This is a genomic window from Caballeronia eucalypticola (assembly GCF_047608185.1).
GTDB lineage: Bacteria > Pseudomonadota > Gammaproteobacteria > Burkholderiales > Burkholderiaceae > Caballeronia.
Map to the genome: position 1 here is coordinate 119,086 of NZ_JBLKRU010000017.1, position 16,624 is coordinate 135,709.

Sequence of the window (16,624 nt, forward strand, 5' to 3'; positions counted from 1 at the left end):
GATGAGTATACGGTTAACGCGCCTGAATTTAAGCTGAAGTTGCCTCGCTCCGATGCGAATCCCTCTGTGCAGACAGGGTATTTACCATGTCGTCGAACAGGGGCCGCTCGCTTGGTTGTTCGCTTAGGCAGCTATCTTTTAGTTTGACGAGCATCGCCATGCTGCTTTGCGTGGACCCTTGGACATTGCATCGATCGATCAATTCTTCGAGCAGGCAACCAAGGGCTCTTACTTCCAGACGCTGGAGTGCGGGGGCCAGCGTTTTATTGTCGGCAGCGTAGAAAGAGGCGGCGCCAAAATCTCCCATTAGCGCGTAGCCCTGAGCGCCGAGCAGAATGTTGTGAGCGTAAAGGTCGCCATGCATGATCCCTTGCCGATGCAAATGCGCCGCCGCCGATGCAATTCCATGCGCGATGTTTAACACCGAAGTCAGGTCGAAGCGGGTATCGGCGTCATAGATATCGCGCGTGCAGGAAGCGAGGCTTGGCGGCCCGGCAAGGTTCCTGAGTTGCGGGTCGATCAGCTCCATCACGAGGCCATCGACGCCAGTGGGATGGTCCTTGATTTTGCCGAGCACCGGAATCAAATTAGGATGTGCGCCCGCAGCAATGCACGCTGCCATCTCACAGTGAGGCAGGCCGTCGCTTGTGACTGCGCCCTTGAATAGTTTGACGGCGACGGGCCGGGTTTTGTCGCTGATTTCCGGGTACATCACACGATGTTCCGCGCGATAAATTATCCCCGATGCCCCCTCGCCGAGCCGATGCTGCAGGTCCAGCGCCTGCCATGCAATATTAGCGACGTGCGTGTTCGCCATCGCGCTGGTTTCCATTTCGTCATTGAATGGATTCCCCGCATAGGCCAACCACGACAGCCGGGGCAAAGACGCTAACCATACCGGCAGCTCGCCAAGCCGATTTGCTGCCAGCCGGATCAATTCGAGCCGAGAGCATGCTGCCAACTCGACAGGCAATTCGCGTAACCGGTTGCCGGCCAACAGCAGTTTTTGTAGCTGAGTGCAGTTGCCGATCTCAGGCGGCAGCGCTTCGATTTCGTTATCGGTCAGGGTCAGCCAGCGAAGTTTGGGCGGTAACGAAGCGCCTGATACCGTGCGGATACGGTTCGCCTTGAACCCCACCATGCTCAATTGCGCGCACTGTCCGAGGACGTCGGGCAGTTCTGTGAACGGGTTGTCCGAGCAGAAAATAGTGTGCAGATTCTTCAGGCGCGGCAGGTCGTCGGGCAGCGATGAAAGCGCATTGCCGGACAAGTCGAGAATTTCGAGCGTATCGGCGAGATCGAATATCTCGCGCGGAAATTCGGTCAAGCCGCAAGCTAGCGTCAGTCGATGGATACCGGCTAACTGTCCGGCGCGAAGTTGTTCGAGTGTGCTTGTCACAATGGCGGGAATATCCAGGATGGGCGGCAGGTCGGGATGGCCCGTTCGGGATCGATTTTACTAAGTATTTTGGCAAGCGCGTAGTGAGCCACCTTCGAGCAGCGGAGCGCCTTCTGCACAGTGAATAGCGTGTCCTTTACATTCAGCCGTCGGCACACAGGAGCTGCCTGATCGCCGGCCAAGCGCGTAAGCTAGCGCCATTCCACACACAGGAAACAGACCATGCAGGTCAGCTCGCCTTCTTTCCTGGAAGCACGCTTCGAGGCGCAACGTCAGGCATTCGCGGCGGAATCCAATCCGCCGCTGTCCGTTCGCATGGACCGGCTGGACCGGCTGCTTGCGTTGACGGAGAATCATGAAAGTGACTTCGTACGCGCGATCGATGCCGACTTCGCGGGCCGGTCCGCTCATGAAACGCGGCTCGCCGAGTTGTTCGTCGTGCGCGCCGGCATCCGCCACGCGCGCAAACACCTGAAGCACTGGATGAGTCCGCAGCGTGTCGTGACCGGCCTGCACTTTCGGCCCGGCTATAACCGCCTTTTAAGGCAGCCGCTGGGTGTGGTCGGCATCGTATCGCCATGGAACTACCCCATTCAATTATCGTTGGGACCCGCGCTCGCGGCTCTCGCCGCTGGTAACCGGGTGCTTCTCAAACCGTCCGAACTGACCCCTCGCTTCTGCGAGTTGCTGGACCACTTGGTTAGCGCTTCGTTTGCGCCGGATGAGATGAGCGTGGTGAACGGCGGCGTGGACGTGGCGCGGGCATTTGCCGGGCTGCCATTCGATCACACGTTCTTTACCGGATCGACCCAGGTCGGCCGCCAGGTCGCCCAAGCCGCGGCAGCGAATCTGACGCCGGTGACGCTGGAACTCGGCGGAAAATCGCCTGCCATACTCGACGCCTCCTGCGACTTTGCCGCTGCCGTTGCAAGCATTGCCTACGGCAAATTCCTGAACGCCGGACAGACCTGCATTGCGCCAGACTATCTCCTCGTGCCAACGGGCATGGCTGACAGCATCGCCGATCAACTCAAGGCAGCCATCACGCGTCTTTACCCTACGCTGGTCTCGAATCCGGACTACACGGCGATCATCAGCACGCGGCATCGCGAGCGGCTGATGACGATCCTGCAAGAAGCGCGTGACAGCGGTGCGCGCATTGTGGAAGTCAATGCGGCCCGTGAACGTTTCGATGAGAACACGCGCAAATTTCCACCAACACTGGTGGTCGGTGCGCCCGCAAGCACGCGTCTGATGCGCGAGGAAATCTTTGGGCCGCTGCTGCCTATTATCGAATACGACGGACTTGACGCAGCCATTGCCATGGTCAACCGGGGCGACCGGCCGCTCGCACTTTATTGGTTCGGACGGAGCGTCGCCAATCGTGACCGGGTGCTGAATGAAACGATATCCGGCGGCGTCACGATCAACGACTGTCTGTGGCATCTGGCGCAGGAAGCGCAGCCGTTCGGCGGAGTTGGCGCGAGCGGCATGGGCGCTTATCACGGCGAATGGGGCTTTCGTACCTTCAGCAATGAGAGACCCGTTTTCTACCAAGCCCGCTTGAATGGCACCCGTCTTTTTCATCCACCTTATGGCAAGACCTTCAACCTGGTTCTGTGGCTGATCAAGCGTATTGCGTGAACAACACGCCAGCGGTGCGGCGCGCGCCGACACTCTGGCAGGAGACAGAATGAGCGACCTTTTCGATTTCGTTGTGATCGGCGCGGGCTCGGCTGGTTGTGTCATCGCAGGGCGGCTGACCGAAGATCCCGCGGTCACGGTTTGCATTCTTGAGGCGGGAGGACGTGGTGACAGCGCGCTGGTAAATATTCCGGCGGCCGCCGTCGCCATGTTGCCGACGCGGATCAACAACTGGGCGTTCGAAACCGTGCCGCAGGCAGGACTCAATGGACGCAAGGGCTATCAGCCGCGTGGCAAGGCTCTGGGGGGATCGTCCGCCATCAACGCAATGGTCTATACGCGCGGACATCGTTCGGACTACGATCATTGGGCGTCGCTCGGCAATGACGGCTGGTCATATGAGGACGTGCTTCCGTACTTCCTGCGCAGCGAGCATAACGAGCGGTTCACCAACGAATGGCATGGCCGGGATGGGCCGCTTTGGGTCAGCGACTTGCGTACGGACAACCCGTTTCAAGAACGGTACCTCGAAGCCGCGCGACAGACGGGCTTGCCCGTGACCGACGACTTCAACGGTGCCGAGCAGGAGGGGGTAGGGATCTATCAGGTGACCCAAAAGAATGGCGAACGATGGAGCGCCGCGCGCGCCTATTTACTGCCGCATATGACGGCGCGCAAGAACCTTTCGGTCGAGACTCATGCTCACGCGCAGCGGATCATTTTCGAAGGCTCGCGTGCCGTTGGCGTTGAGGTAACGATGGGCGGCAAGAAGCGCGTTATTCGCGCGCGCCGCGAGGTGATCGTGGCGGCAGGCGCGTTACAGACGCCGCAACTGCTGATGCTCTCCGGCGTGGGCGATGCGCAGGCGCTCGACAAGCTCGGAATTCCGGTCGTGCATCATTCGCCCGGCGTGGGCAAGAACCTGCAGGATCATCCTGACTTTATCTTCGGCTACCGGACTCGCAGCCTCGACACGCTGGGCATATCGGTGCGCGGCAGCGTGCGTTTAGTGCAGGAAATCATGCGCTTTCGCCGTTCCCGCCGTGGGGCGCTGACGTCCAATTATGCCGAGGGCGGCGCGTTCCTCAAGACGCGACCCGACCTGGCCATGCCCGACATCCAGCTTCATTTCGTCGTGGCGCTGGCCGATAACCATGTTCGTACGCTGCACCTCGGCCATGGGTTGTCGTGCCATGTGTGTTTGCTAAGGCCGCGAAGCCGCGGGGAAGTGACGCTTGCGAGCAAGGACGCTCACGATGCTCCTCGCATCGATCCGGCGTTCTTCAGGGACCCTCGCGATCTCGACGACATGGTGGACGGATTCAAGCTCGCGCAACGGCTGATGCGCGCGCCTGCTCTTACCGAATGGATCACGAAGGACTTGTTCACCGCGAACGTGAACACCGATGATCAGATTCGCGATGCGTTGAAACAGCGCGTCGATACCGTCTATCACCCCGCTGGAACTTGCCGGATGGGACAAGATCCGCTAGCGGTAGTGGATGCGCAACTCTGCGTGCGAGGTCTGCAGGGCCTGCGTGTTGTCGATGCGTCGGTGATGCCGACGCTGATTGGCGGCAACACGAACGCGGCGATCATCATGATTGCCGAAAAGGCCGTGGACATGATCAAGGGTGTACCGCGCGCGCCTGCAGCGTTCACCCGCTTAGCACATGCGAGAGTGCATCCTCCTTGACAGCCCTGTAGAATCTTTTGGCCAACAACCAGCCGGGGTTGCAATGAAACTGACTGACCACAAAGCTCAAGCGCGCTCAAACTCCAGCGTCAATCACTCGTTTCGAAACATCATCGCATGAACGACTCCACACGTTTGCCCGGTCATCGCTTCCTGCATTCGCCGGGCCCTAGCCGCGTGCCGGATGAAGTCCTCCACGCCATGAGCCGTCAGCCGATGGACCTCGCTGACCCGCGACTGGATCGCTGTATTGCCGCGTGTGAAACGGGCTTGAAACGCGTGCTGCAGACGGAGCAAGCGGATGTTTTCTTCTATGCCGCGAACGGGCACGGCGCGTGGGAGGCGGTCATTGCCAACGTGGTTGCGCCGGGTCAGGCGGTGCTGGTGGCAGGCACAGGTCACTTCTCGGAATCGTGGGCGGTGCAGACCGAGGCAATGGGCGGCCGCGTGATTCGTACCCCATGGGTTCAGGGGCGTCCGATCGATCCCGCCGATATCGAAACCGTGCTGCGTGAAGACGCGAAGCGCGAGATCGTGGCGGTCTTCATCGTTCACACCGATACCGCCAGCGGCATCACGAATGATCTGCCGGCCATGCGGGCGGCGATCGACCGGGCCGATCACCCGGCGCTGCTCGTGGTCGACGTGGTTGCATCGCTCGCAGCCGCGCCTTTCGCGATGGATGCAACCGGCATCAACGTGGTCCTGGGCGCAAGTCAGAAGGCGTTGATGGTGCCGCCGGGACTCGCGTTCGTCGCGGCCGATGCAACCGCCATGGAAGTCTCGCGCCGCAATGCCACGCCGCGTTTCTACTGGGACTGGGAGCGGCGCAAAAGCACGCTGTCGTATCGCAAGTTTTGCGGCACGCCGCCGCAAAGCCTGATCGCAGGACTGGAGGCATCGCTTGGGCTGATCTTCCGCGAAGGCTTGCCCCAAGTGCTGGAACGTCATCGGCGAATTGCTGAGGCGGTGCAGGCGGCCGTGGAGTGCTGGAGCGAGTCGGGTGTATTGCGCTTTTTCTGCGATGTGCCGTCGGCGCGCTCGGTGTCGGTGACGACTATCGAGGTGAGCGAGGGTATCGATCCGGAAGCAATCCGCAGCGTCGCACGCGAACGCTTCGAAGTCGCGATTGCGGGCGGTCTGGGGCCGCTCGCGGGACGCGCATTTCGCATTGGCCATCTCGGCGACATCAACCCCGCGATGATCCTCGGGTGTCTCGGGGGCGTCGAAGCCGCGATGACCGTGCAGGGTGTTCCGTTCGGCCGCGGCGGCGTGGAGCGAGCGATTGCACGTCTGGCGATGGCCTGAAGCCATCGCCCGGAACAGAGCTTTCCCGAGAAAAGAATTGAGCCAAGTGTGTTCTTCCGAACCGCCAAGGGTGCGCCGCGTTGCTATAAAACGAGGGCGAACTTGGGGAGAACACCATGACAGAAGAACAAGCGCGCGGCATTCTTGCCGCAAAAGCGGCTGCACGCGAGTATGTGCTTCGACGGCTTGTTGAAGACAAGACCTGGGAACGCCGGACCAGCTCCGCCACGACCGCAACCATCGTCCGCGATAGTTTCGACGGCCTCGTCAGACTCACCAACGCTCAATTGGCGAAGGCTGCCGAGGACGCGGGAATTTCGGATGGTGACCAGCAGATCACGAGCATGACGACTGTGCTCGCGCAGTTGGCGCCGGCCGCATAACGTCGGCCCGAGCGGCGGCGATGGCGTCACCTGTTGTTGATTCAGCAAATGCTTGCATAGCTCCTTAACGCGAGCATGATCCATTCGCCGCGCAAAACAAAACCGGCTCCTCCGTCAAACCAGCTGCGATTCCGTCATCCGCTGCATGGCTTGCGGTGACTGTCCGAAGGCGCGCAGAAATGCACGCCGCATCCGTTCACGATCGCCGAAGCCACTCTCGCGTGCGACGACATCGACTGAATGCCGGCCCGCTTCCATCATCAGGCGGGCGGCCTCCACGCGCAGATTTTCGATGGCCCTGGCAGGCGATTGTCCGGTCTCGTCGGTGAACACCCGGCTGAATTGGCGCGGGCTGAGATGAGCGACTTCGGCCAGTTCTTCTATCGACAGCTTCGCCGTCAGGTTGGACTTTGCATAAGCCAGCGCGGTCTGAACGCGATCCGATTTCGCGTCGAGTTCGAGCAGCGCCGAGTACTGCGACTGGCCGCCGGCGCGCCGATGATAGACCACCATTTTTTTCGCCACGAGCCGCGCCGTGTCGGTGCCCAGGTCTTTCTCGACGAGCGCCAGCGCAAGGTCAATGCCGGCACTCGCGCCGGCGGACGTCCAGATCGGGCCATCGACAATAAAAATACGGTCCTCTTCCATCCTGACCTGCGGATACGCGCGCTGAAGCGCCCGCGCGTAAAACCAGTGCGTGGTAGCACGGCGGCCGTCCAGCAAGCCCGCCTCGGCCAGCACGAACGCGCCTGTGCAGGTCGCCGCGATGCGTTGAGACGTCTTCAGCGCGTCGCGAAGAAATGCCGACACGCCGGCCGAATGCGGCGTGCCCAGGTTGTCGCCAGTGACGATCAGGGTGTGGAATGCGCTGCCCTGGAAACTGGCTGTGTCGATGCCGAAGCCCAGCGACGAGCGCACGGAGCCGCCATGTTCCGACAGCAGCTTCACCTCGTACGCGGGTTGTGCGACGGTTGCGTTGGCAAATTCGAACACGGTCGAGACCGCCAGCCCCAGCACCTGAAAGTCAGGATAAACAATGATTCCGATCGTTTTCACGTGTCCTCCCGTGCGCCGGGAAAGGGATCCCGGTCGATGTCCTAAAAAGTTGCATCTATGTCATTGATGACATGATCGCACACTTCTACTATTCCGTTCACACACCGGCCCTACCGCCGGAACCCCTGAAAAACTGGAGAACGGAAATGAGCAATGTAGTGAACAAAGGCACGGCCTTGGTAACGGGCGCTTCGAGCGGAATTGGCGCTATCTACGCGAAGCGGCTTGCCGAACGGGGATACGACGTCATCCTGGTGGCACGCAATCGCGACCGCCTGACCGAATTGGCATCGACGCTGACAACGTCCACGGGACGCAATTTCGAGGTTGTCGTCGCGGATTTGGGAACGCCCGAAGGCGTGCGCAAAGTTGAAGACGTGCTGCGCAACGACGCCAGCATCACGATGCTCGTGAACAATGCCGGCGTGGGCGCGACCGCTCCGCTCGTGGACTCCGACATCGACAAGATGGACGCGATGATCACGCTCAACGTGGTCGCGCTCACGCATTTGACGAAGGCGGTCGTGCCGGGTTTTGTCGCGCGTGGCGGCGGAACGATCGTGAACATTTCATCGATCGTCGCCGTGTCGCCGGAGATACTGAACGGTGTGTACGGCGGCAGCAAGGCGTTCGTGCTTGCGTTCTCCCAGTCGCTGCATCATGAACTTGGCGCGAAGGGCGTGCGGGTCCAGGCAGTGTTGCCGGGCGCAACCAGCACGGAGTTCTGGGACATCGCGGGTACGCCGGTGAGCTATTTGCCGGAAAGTATCGTGATGACGTCGCAGGACATGGTGGACGCGGCGCTCGCGGGTCTTGACCAAGGCGAGCTGGTCACGATCCCCTCGCTGCCGGAAGCGGCTGACTGGAACGCGTTCGAGGCGGCTCGGCAGACGTTGATACCTAACCTTTCACATCGGGCGCCGGCAGCACGTTATGGCGTGACGAGCAGCACGCAGAAGTAAGCAGCAGTAAGCGATCGTGTAGTGAGTGGCTCAATGCCGGCGCGTTCCTTTAAGTGCGGATCACCGCGCTTGAAGGGAGAATGAAATCACGCGTCTGCGCATTGGGCTGTGTAAACGCTTCTTAGCGCCCCCATCCTCCGAATAGCGCGTAGCAATGCGCTCATTTCCCGCCGTCATGTCGATAGCAATTATCGTAACCTCAGTGATGTGATGGGCGTTTTCCCTTTGCTTTTCCCGCGGACGCCCAGACAGAATCCGCTGACCCAAGCTTCGACGACAAACCCATGACAACTGTCCCTGTCTTAACAGGCGCGTCTCCCATTGCGGACTGGCATCAGTCGGCCGCTTCGTTATGCCTGGCCGGACACTACGCGCAAGCGTTGTCGATAGTTAAGCCAATGCTTGAACCGCATCCGGCTTTGACGGGAAGCGCGTTGGCAGAGGCCTTGAACATAGCGGCGGTCTGTTCGCTAGGCCTGAGCCAACTGGCGGACGCGCAAGCGTATTGGCGACAGGCGATTGAGGCCAAGCCCGATTTCGTCGATGCCTACAACAATCTCGGCATGTTGCTCAAGGGAGTGGGCTCTCTAGCGGAAGCGGAGACTGTCTACCGGCAACTGCTGAGCATCCGCCCGGATTTAGCCGAAGTCAGTAACAATCTGGGCGCCGTGCTCTACGATCTCGGCCGCTTGCATGACGCCGAGGCGGCGTATCGGCATGCGCTTGCGATCCGTGCGAATTACGCGCAGGCGCACTACAACTTAGGCATCGTGCTGTATGACCTGCGTCGCTGGATTGAAGCGGAAAGTGCTTACAGGCAGGCATTAATTCTTTCTCCCGATGCCGGGACCTACAACAACCTGGGCAACGTGCTCAAGGAATTGGCCCGCTTGCCGGAAGCCGAGGCGGCGTACCGGCAAGCGCTGGTACTCCGGCCTCAATACCCCGAGGCGCTCAACAACCTGGCGAACGTGCTCAAGGAACTGGACCGTCTTCACGAGGCCGAGCTCGCTTGCCGGATGGCACTGACTATCCGCCCCGACTACGCTGAAGCGCACCTTAACCTCGGCGCCTTGATGGCTGCCCTCAACCGATTTCCCGAAGCGGAAGCGTCTTACCGGCTGGCGCTCGCAGTCCGGCCCGGCTATGCGGAAGCCCATTACAACCTCGGTATCGTGCTGCAGGCGCTCGAACGGCTACCCGAAGCCGAAGCGGCCTACGGCCAAGCGTTGCTGATTCGTCCGGATATTGTTGAAGCGCATAACAACCTGGGCAACGTGCAGTGGGCGTTGCGTCGCTTGCCTGAGGCCGTTGCTGCTTATCGGGGAGCGATTACTCTGCGTCCCGATCTCGCCGAGGCGCACCATAACCTCGGCAACGTGCTGAAGGAACTCGGCCACCTGTCCGACGCCGAGACATCCTTCCGGCGAGCACTCGCGATCCGTGCCGACTATCACGATGCAAAAGTCAGTCTCGCAACGCTGCTCCTCAGCCTGGGTGAATTCGAAGAGGGATGGCGGCTTTACGATTCCCGTTATGACCAGCGGGGATTCATTCATCACCAGACGCAGTCCTTGCTTGCGTGTCCGCGCTGGCGGGGCGAAGCGCTTGCGGGCAAGTCCTTGCTGGTCTGGCAGGAAGATGGTCTTGGCGACATGGTTCAGTTCGGCCGCTATCTGCCCTTGCTCAAGGCGCAAGGCGCAAGCCATATCGCCTTTGCTTGTGCGCCAGCGCTGCATCGGCTATTTGCGAATGTAGAGGGCGTCGATACGGTGCTCGACCACGAGACCGCTCAACGCCGGGCGCCCGAGTTCGATTATTGGACGAGCCCGATGAGCGTGCCGCTGCATCTGCGCACGGCCATGGACACCATCCCCGATCCTGTCCGCCTGACGTCCGACGCGTTGCGGGTCGAACACTGGCGCGCGCGGCTGGCGACGCTTCCACCCGGCCGCAAGATTGGCCTGGTCTGGAAAGGCAATCCCAAGCATCACAACGATATCAACCGTTCGCTGCCATCGCTTGCAACGCTTGCGCCTCTTTGGAGCGTGCCCGGGGTCAACTTCGTGAGCCTGCAAAAAGGACAAGGTGAAGAAGAGGGGCAGTCGCCACCCGCCGGTCTTCCGCTGCTGCATCTCGGCACAGAGCTGAGCGATTTCGCCGATACCGCTGCGATCATCGGCGAGCTCGATCTGGTGATCTGCGTGGACACCTCCGCGGCACATATTGCCGCGTCGCTGGGCACGCCGTGTTGGATGTTGCTGCCGCGAGAAGATATCGACTGGCGCTGGATGCGTGAGCGTGACGATTCGCCGTGGTATCCGCAGACGCTGCGCTTGTTCCGGCAAGCAGCCGATGAGAGTTGGTCGACGGCTGTCGAGCGGGTGCGGATGGCGTGCATCGCTGAATTTTCAAGTCCGGGATAGTTCGCGGCAGCAGGAGTTTTAAAATTCTTCAGGGTGGATGTCGAATTCCGGCAACCTCGCTCGTCGTCAGGGAAAGCCGCCTTTCTCAACCCGAGGAGTTCCAATGACATTAAAGCTCTACGCGCATCCATTTTCGTCTTACTGCCAGAAGGTCCTCGTCGCGCTCTACGAGAACGGCACGCCATTCGAATGGCGCGCGCTGTCGCAGGAGAATCCACTGGCGATGGAGGAGCTGACGGCGCTCTGGCCAATGAAGCGCTTTCCCGTGCTCGTGGATGCGGACCGCGCCGTGGTCGAGGCGAGCATTATTATCGAGCACCTTGGGCTGTACCATCCGGGCCCCGTGCAGCTGCTGCCTGAAGATGCGCGCGGTGCTCTCGAAGTCCGCAGCATGGATCGTTTCTTCGATAACTACATCTCGACTCCGCTGCAGAAGATCGCGGGCGACAGCTTGCGGCCGCAAACGGAACGAGACCCGCGAGGCGTCGCCGATGCACGCGCAATGCTCGAGACCGCTTACGGCTGGCTCGATGGCGTCATGGCCGGGCGCGAATGGGCTGCGGGAGATCGCTTCAGCATGGCCGATTGCGGTGCTGCGCCGTTCCTGTTTTATGCGGACTGGACGCATCGAATTGACACGTCGTTTCCGCACGTGATCACGTACCGGCAACGGCTGCTGGCACGTCCGTCATTCGCGCGGGCGGTGGACGAGGCGCGTCCGTATCGGCCGTTGTTTCCGTTGGGAGCGCCTGTCGACCGGGATTGAATCGGGCTGGCAGGAGCCGGCACTATTCGCGTTGCCGAACCGATGAACCGATTGCACGATTAACCAATGCTTAGCCATGCGAATAAAGCGTGGCATCCAGATACGCCAGCTGACCATCCTGCTCAGCGTGCACGAGTTCTTGATAGACCTCTGCGCGTGTCTTAGGTGTAACGGCCTGTCCATAAGGCGGCACCCACTGGCCGGCGGCCTGGATTGCAGTCTGGCCTGACTGCGCCGGCGGGGTGGTTTGTGCAGCGAATGCGGAACCGGTGGCAAGCAATCCTGCAACTGCGAGGGCGATGACTGGGGTCTTCATGGTGTGTTCCTGGAATGAGGGTTGGCGAGTTACCGGACCTGCGATGAACCGTCGTTGTTGCCCGGTTCATGCAGATTAGCGACCCAGCCCTATTCCGAAAGCGGCGCATTCATGAAGTTTTATTTAGGCCTAAGGTCTCGCCGCCACTTCATCCAGATGCAGCAGCAAGTCAGCCGGGTCTTCATACACGCGCAGCGCACCTGCCCGTTCCAGTTCATCCATGCCGTATCCGCCCGACAAGAGCCCCACGCCCAGCGCGCGGCAGCGTCTCGCGGCGAGCATGTCCCAGATGCTGTCGCCCACCACCACCGTATGTTCTATCGATACCCCCAGACGCGACGCCGCTGCAAGGAAGAGGTCGGGGTCCGGTTTGGCGTACTTCACGTCATCGCGTGTTACGACCACCGACTTGGCCGGATCGACTCCGAGCGCTTCAAGATTCACGGCCGCCGTCTCCATGCGGCCGCTGGTCGCGATGGCCCAGCGCGTGCCTGCATCGGTGAGCGCGGCGAGCAACTCACGGGCGCCGGGCAGTGGGCAAACCTGCGCACGCAGCCGCTGATAAGCATCCGCATGACTGCGGCGCAACCGCTCCACGCGTTCGGGACTGATATCGCCATGCGTTTCGCGCAGCAACTGATTTGTAAAGAGGCCGCCGCTCATGCCAATCTTTCGATGAATGCGCCAGACCGAGAGCTCGATACCTTCCGCGTCCAGTGCCTCTTTCCACGCAAGAACATGCTGGTACACGCTGTCGACCAGCGTTCCGTCGAGGTCGAAGAGGAATGAAGTTTCGATTCGCATGATGGGATCCTTTGACGGTGGGTTCAGCCGACTTCGTAGGCGAATTGACAGCGTACGCCTGAATTTTGTCGTGCGCGTCGTACATCGCCGAAAGCTGCTGTAAACGCGGATAACTGCAACGGCTGTTCCTTATTCATCGAGACGTTTGAAGCCGTAGTCCGCACGTCACGCGTGCGAAGCGAACGTGATAGTCTTTTCGACCTGAAGCGTGAAGCGCCCGCTCCGCGCGCGTCACCGTCGTCATCACGAGCTCAATTCCAGGAGACCAAGGTGCAAAGAAAGATTCCGGCAACCTATATGCGCGGAGGCACAAGCAAAGGTGTCTTTTTTCGCGTGGATTCACTCCCCTCTGATCGGGCGCACCGCGACCGCATCCTGCTGCGCGTGATCGGCAGTCCCGATCCCTATGGCCAGCAAATCGACGGCATGGGCGCAGCTACATCGAGCACCAGCAAGGTTGTACTTGTAGGCCCTTCTTCCCGGGACGATTGCGATGTCGACTATTGGTTCGGGCAGGTGGCGATCGACAAGCCGGTCGTCGACTGGTCGGGTAACTGCGGGAACCTGACCTCGGCGGTGGGTCCGTTCGCGATCGCGCAGGGCCTGGTCGATGCGCCGCGCGACGGTATGGCCATCGTGCGTATCTGGCAGGCAAACATCAACGCAAAAATCATCGCGCACGTGCCGATGCAAGATGGCGCGGTGGTGGAAGAAGGCGACTTCGAACTCGATGGCGTGACCTTTCCCGCAGCCGAAATCAGGATCGAGTTCCTGGACCCGAGCGGCGAGGGCGGCGATGGCAATAGCGCCGGCGGCGGCATGTTTCCCACGGGCAATCCCATCGATACACTCGACGTACCCGGCGTCGGCGTCATCGAGCTCACGATGATCAACGCGGGCAATCCGGCAATTTTCATCGATGCCGCGACACTCGGTCTGACGGGCAACGAGCTGCAGCGAGACATCAACGGCAATGCAGATCTGCTTGGCAAAGCCGAGGCCATTCGCGCGCATGCCGCTGTTCGAATGGGACTGTCCAGAAGTGTTGAAGAAGCCTCCACGCTTCGGCCTCACACGCCCAAACTGGCGTTCGTGGCCGCTCCCTCCGCCTACGTGGCGTCCAGCGGCAAGCCGATTGATCCGGCGACACTCGATATCAACGCGCGCGTTTTCTCCATGGGCAAGTTGCACCACGCGATGACCGGTACCGGCGCAGTCGCGATCGCGGTTGCCGGCGTGATTCCCGAAACGATCGTGCACCGGCTGCTGGCGAACAAGACGGCCGGGCGGGTCCGCTTCGGCCATCCATCGGGCGTATTGGCGGTCGGTGCGGAAGCCGAGCAGCGGGAAGGGTCATGGGTCGTCACCAAGGCGATCATGAGCCGGACGGCGCGCCGGCTCATGGAAGGGAACATCTTCGTCCCTTCATCGGTTGATGCGGCCTTGTGAATTTGCCTCACGTCGCGGTGAAAATTTCTCGCTTTGCGCGCGCGTTCCGGATGGTTAGGCTTGTGAATAGCGGGTGACGTCCGCGCTATTTCTTAGCCGTCGCTCACCCGCTTGGCCGTAACGAATCCGGAGGGGACGATCTTGGACGCTAAATTGATCAACCTAAGCGCAGTGGCAGCGCAGCCCAAAGCAGGCTATTTCAACGAGGTCCTGACTCAGGTGAACGATCACGCGGTTCATCTGAGCGTGATGGACGCGCCATTTTTCTGGCATGTCCATCCTGACTCGGACGAAGTGTTCATCGTTCTTGAGGGCATCTTGTTGGTCGAACTGGAAACAGCGCGATACGAGTTAAAGGCCGGCGAGATGCTGACCGTGCCAGCCGGGGTCAGGCATCGGACGAATCCTCTGACCCCGCGATCCGTGAACCTCACTATCGAAAAAATGACTGCGGAAACCGTACGCGTTACGTGAGCGCGGTCCGGAAATAAAAATTCCATAAAGCCTTGAGCCGTCCGTATATATATGCCGTAAATCACGAAATATTTACGGCATTTTTTCTTGTTATCAACCGGCGAGGAATCCTACACTTCTGGCAAATGATGAAGCCGGGGGTGTCATGCTCAAGCAACGTACAGCAGTGAAGAATCACACGCGTATCAGCTACGTTCATCGTGGCGTGGGCAGCGTAGTACTGAGACGCTTTGATCCGGCGTGCGATTCCTTCGATGAGTTGACCCACATGCTGCACCGGTCGTTCGCGCGGCTCGGCGGGATGGGGCTCAATTGCACGTGCGTTGACCAGTCCGCGCTCGTTACGCGCGCACGTGCCACGCGTGGCGATTGTTATGTCGCGGTATGCAACGGACGGCTGGTTGGAACCATGACGCTTTACGCACAGGATGGCGAGTCGCCATGTGCGCTATACCAGCGGGATGACATTGCGAGCGTTCGCCAGTTCGGCGTTGATCCTGCCTATCAGAGCAGGGGGATCGGAAGGTCGTTATTGGCTTACGCAGATCACTGGGCCGCTATTCGCGGTTACGCCGAGCTTGCTTTGGATACACCGCAACCCGCGGCACATTTGATTGAGTTCTATCGGGGCCAGGGCTTCCGGATTGCCGATTTCGTGAGGTTCGCCGGCAAGCAATACGACAGTGCAATCCTGTGCAAAACGCCAGTCGCTTTCCGTCACCTTGCCGCGTGGACGCGCCGTCTTGAACTGCCGCAAGCGAGCGTTGCGCGCGCTGCATGAAAAACCGGCCGCACTGAAGCTTCAAGTGCGGCCGGCATCCAACAATGTTTCAAAGCCTTCTTCGAACCGGCTTCTTAGCTGTTTCCTATCTGTTTCCTACCGATCACTCAGACCTTTTCGACCGAGGCCTTGTAGATCTCATTGACCGACGTTGCCAACGTTGCGTCGAACTCGCTGTCGCTCATCGACTTCTTGAGTTCGTTGATCAGCGCACGGGAGAAGCTGGCAATCATGCCGTGATTCTTCGCGAGGCGATTGCACGCGTCGGTCCGCGCATAGCCGCCTGAGAGCGCAACCACGCGTACGACGGCCGGGTGCTCGATCAGCGGACGATAGAAATCCGCGACATCCGGGATGGTCAGCTTGATCATGACCTTGCTGCCTTCAGGCAACGCTTCAAGACCCTTGAGCAACTCAGCGCGCAGAATGGTCTCTGCTGCTGCCTTGTCCGGGCTGTTGATCGACACTTCGGGTTCCAGGATTGGCACAAGGCCGTGCGCCTGGATTTGCGCCGCAACTTCGAACTGCTGCCTGGAAATGGCCGCGATCCCTTCCTGCGACGCATGGTCAATAACCGAGCGCATTTTCGTGCCGAATACACCCAGCTTGACCGCCCGCTCGAGCAGCGTGTCCAGTCCGGGAATTGGCTTCATCAGACGCACGCCGTTCGCTTCCGCTTCGAGTCCCTTGTCCACTTTCAGGAACGGAACCACGCCGCGGTCTTCCCACAGGAAGGCCGGAACGGACTTGCCTTCAGCCTGTCCGTCCATGGTGGCTTCGAACAGAATGGCACCGATAACCTTGTCGCCGGTGAAGGCGGGTGCGGTCATGATGCGGACCCGCATCTCGTGCATCAGCGCGAACATCTCGGCGTCGCCGTTGTAGTCGCTCTCCGGAATTCCATACGCCTTCAGGGCGCCGGGCGTTGATCCGCCACTCTGGTCAAGGGCAGCGATAAACCCCGGTTTGTTGCTCATTTGCGCCAGCATCTTGTCATTAGCCACGTACATTTCTCCCTCTTAACTATCAAACCCCGGACCAGGTTTCCCCGGTCTGGGCCATTGCCTTCGATGTAATAAGTGTACTGGATTGGCGGATCGGCCTCGAAAACAAACACGCGGCGGTTCGCTGTTTTGTCCGAATGTGCCGGACGCGCGACT

At 60.3% G+C, this 16,624-nt stretch carries 15 protein-coding genes; 10 read left to right on the top strand and 5 right to left on the bottom strand.

Going from position 1 to position 16,624, the window contains the following annotated elements:
* Positions 1-28: 28 nt before the first annotated feature.
* The gene (locus ACMX25_RS20640; RefSeq protein WP_414951924.1) at positions 29-1,399 is read right to left on the bottom strand and encodes a protein kinase; all 1,371 of its coding nucleotides are present in this window, start codon (positions 1,397-1,399) and stop codon (positions 29-31) included.
* Positions 1,400-1,621: 222 nt separating this feature from the next.
* Here ACMX25_RS20640 and ACMX25_RS20645 point away from each other — a divergent pair, with 222 nt between their 5' ends.
* The 4 genes from ACMX25_RS20645 (at position 1,622) to ACMX25_RS20660 (ending at position 6,430) form a co-directional block, all read left to right on the top strand.
* Positions 1,622-3,043: a coniferyl aldehyde dehydrogenase gene (locus tag ACMX25_RS20645; RefSeq protein WP_414951925.1), complete on the top strand. Its 1,422-nt coding sequence runs from the start codon at positions 1,622-1,624 to the stop codon at positions 3,041-3,043.
* 49 nt (positions 3,044-3,092) lie between these two features.
* Positions 3,093-4,739, top strand: coding sequence for a GMC family oxidoreductase (locus ACMX25_RS20650; protein ID WP_414951926.1), 1,647 nt, complete (start codon positions 3,093-3,095; stop codon positions 4,737-4,739).
* A gap of 117 nt (positions 4,740-4,856) precedes the next feature.
* Positions 4,857-6,047, top strand: a complete 1,191-nt coding sequence (locus tag ACMX25_RS20655; RefSeq protein ID WP_414951927.1) for a pyridoxal-phosphate-dependent aminotransferase family protein — start codon at positions 4,857-4,859, stop codon at positions 6,045-6,047.
* 116 nt (positions 6,048-6,163) lie between these two features.
* Complete coding sequence (locus ACMX25_RS20660) at positions 6,164-6,430, top strand: hypothetical protein (RefSeq protein ID WP_414951928.1); 267 nt, start codon at positions 6,164-6,166, stop codon at positions 6,428-6,430.
* A gap of 114 nt (positions 6,431-6,544) precedes the next feature.
* Here the strand turns inward: ACMX25_RS20660 and ACMX25_RS20665 are convergent, their stop codons facing one another.
* The gene (locus tag ACMX25_RS20665; protein ID WP_414951929.1) at positions 6,545-7,486 is read right to left on the bottom strand and encodes a GlxA family transcriptional regulator; all 942 of its coding nucleotides are present in this window, start codon (positions 7,484-7,486) and stop codon (positions 6,545-6,547) included.
* A 146-nt stretch (positions 7,487-7,632) separates the two neighbouring features.
* Here ACMX25_RS20665 and ACMX25_RS20670 point away from each other — a divergent pair, with 146 nt between their 5' ends.
* The 3 genes from ACMX25_RS20670 to ACMX25_RS20680 all read left to right on the top strand — a co-directional run bounded on the left by ACMX25_RS20670 (position 7,633) and on the right by ACMX25_RS20680 (position 11,640).
* Complete coding sequence (locus tag ACMX25_RS20670; protein ID WP_414951930.1) at positions 7,633-8,448, top strand: SDR family NAD(P)-dependent oxidoreductase; 816 nt, start codon at positions 7,633-7,635, stop codon at positions 8,446-8,448.
* 284 nt (positions 8,449-8,732) lie between these two features.
* Positions 8,733-10,874: a tetratricopeptide repeat protein gene (locus ACMX25_RS20675; RefSeq protein WP_414951931.1), complete on the top strand. Its 2,142-nt coding sequence runs from the start codon at positions 8,733-8,735 to the stop codon at positions 10,872-10,874.
* Positions 10,875-10,977: 103 nt separating this feature from the next.
* Positions 10,978-11,640 (top strand): glutathione S-transferase family protein, encoded by a 663-nt coding sequence (locus tag ACMX25_RS20680; RefSeq protein WP_414951932.1) that lies wholly within the window; start codon positions 10,978-10,980, stop codon positions 11,638-11,640.
* Between the two features lie 70 nt (positions 11,641-11,710).
* Here ACMX25_RS20680 and ACMX25_RS20685 read toward each other — a convergent pair whose 3' ends face one another.
* Both ACMX25_RS20685 and ACMX25_RS20690 read right to left on the bottom strand, forming a co-directional pair.
* Positions 11,711-11,956, bottom strand: coding sequence for a DUF4148 domain-containing protein (locus tag ACMX25_RS20685; protein ID WP_414951933.1), 246 nt, complete (start codon positions 11,954-11,956; stop codon positions 11,711-11,713).
* Between the two features lie 129 nt (positions 11,957-12,085).
* On the bottom strand, positions 12,086-12,760 hold the full coding sequence (locus tag ACMX25_RS20690) for an HAD family hydrolase (RefSeq protein ID WP_414951934.1): 675 nt from the start codon (positions 12,758-12,760) through the stop codon (positions 12,086-12,088).
* Between the two features lie 270 nt (positions 12,761-13,030).
* On the opposite strand from ACMX25_RS20690, the gene prpF reads away from it, so the two are divergent.
* From prpF to ACMX25_RS20705, 3 genes are all read left to right on the top strand, one after another.
* Positions 13,031-14,209: a 2-methylaconitate cis-trans isomerase PrpF gene (gene prpF / locus ACMX25_RS20695; RefSeq protein WP_414951935.1), complete on the top strand. Its 1,179-nt coding sequence runs from the start codon at positions 13,031-13,033 to the stop codon at positions 14,207-14,209.
* A 141-nt stretch (positions 14,210-14,350) separates the two neighbouring features.
* Positions 14,351-14,683, top strand: a complete 333-nt coding sequence (locus ACMX25_RS20700) for a cupin domain-containing protein (RefSeq protein WP_414951936.1) — start codon at positions 14,351-14,353, stop codon at positions 14,681-14,683.
* Positions 14,684-14,828: 145 nt separating this feature from the next.
* On the top strand, positions 14,829-15,464 hold the full coding sequence (locus tag ACMX25_RS20705) for a GNAT family N-acetyltransferase (protein ID WP_414951937.1): 636 nt from the start codon (positions 14,829-14,831) through the stop codon (positions 15,462-15,464).
* Between the two features lie 107 nt (positions 15,465-15,571).
* Here ACMX25_RS20705 and ACMX25_RS20710 read toward each other — a convergent pair whose 3' ends face one another.
* Positions 15,572-16,468, bottom strand: coding sequence for a fructose bisphosphate aldolase (locus tag ACMX25_RS20710; protein WP_436227212.1), 897 nt, complete (start codon positions 16,466-16,468; stop codon positions 15,572-15,574).
* Between the last annotated feature and the right edge of the window lie 156 nt (positions 16,469-16,624).

Coding starts and splice junctions, on each gene's coding strand:
- ACMX25_RS20705 (WP_414951937.1), top strand. CDS start 14,829: ATGCTCAAGCAACGTACAGCAGTGAAGAATCACACGCGTATCAGCTAC.
- ACMX25_RS20655 (WP_414951927.1), top strand. CDS start 4,857: ATGAACGACTCCACACGTTTGCCCGGTCATCGCTTCCTGCATTCGCCG.
- ACMX25_RS20660 (WP_414951928.1), top strand. CDS start 6,164: ATGACAGAAGAACAAGCGCGCGGCATTCTTGCCGCAAAAGCGGCTGCA.
- ACMX25_RS20650 (WP_414951926.1), top strand. CDS start 3,093: ATGAGCGACCTTTTCGATTTCGTTGTGATCGGCGCGGGCTCGGCTGGT.
- ACMX25_RS20645 (WP_414951925.1), top strand. CDS start 1,622: ATGCAGGTCAGCTCGCCTTCTTTCCTGGAAGCACGCTTCGAGGCGCAA.
- ACMX25_RS20685 (WP_414951933.1), bottom strand. CDS start 11,956: ATGAAGACCCCAGTCATCGCCCTCGCAGTTGCAGGATTGCTTGCCACC.
- ACMX25_RS20680 (WP_414951932.1), top strand. CDS start 10,978: ATGACATTAAAGCTCTACGCGCATCCATTTTCGTCTTACTGCCAGAAG.
- ACMX25_RS20690 (WP_414951934.1), bottom strand. CDS start 12,760: ATGCGAATCGAAACTTCATTCCTCTTCGACCTCGACGGAACGCTGGTC.
- ACMX25_RS20675 (WP_414951931.1), top strand. CDS start 8,733: ATGACAACTGTCCCTGTCTTAACAGGCGCGTCTCCCATTGCGGACTGG.
- ACMX25_RS20670 (WP_414951930.1), top strand. CDS start 7,633: ATGAGCAATGTAGTGAACAAAGGCACGGCCTTGGTAACGGGCGCTTCG.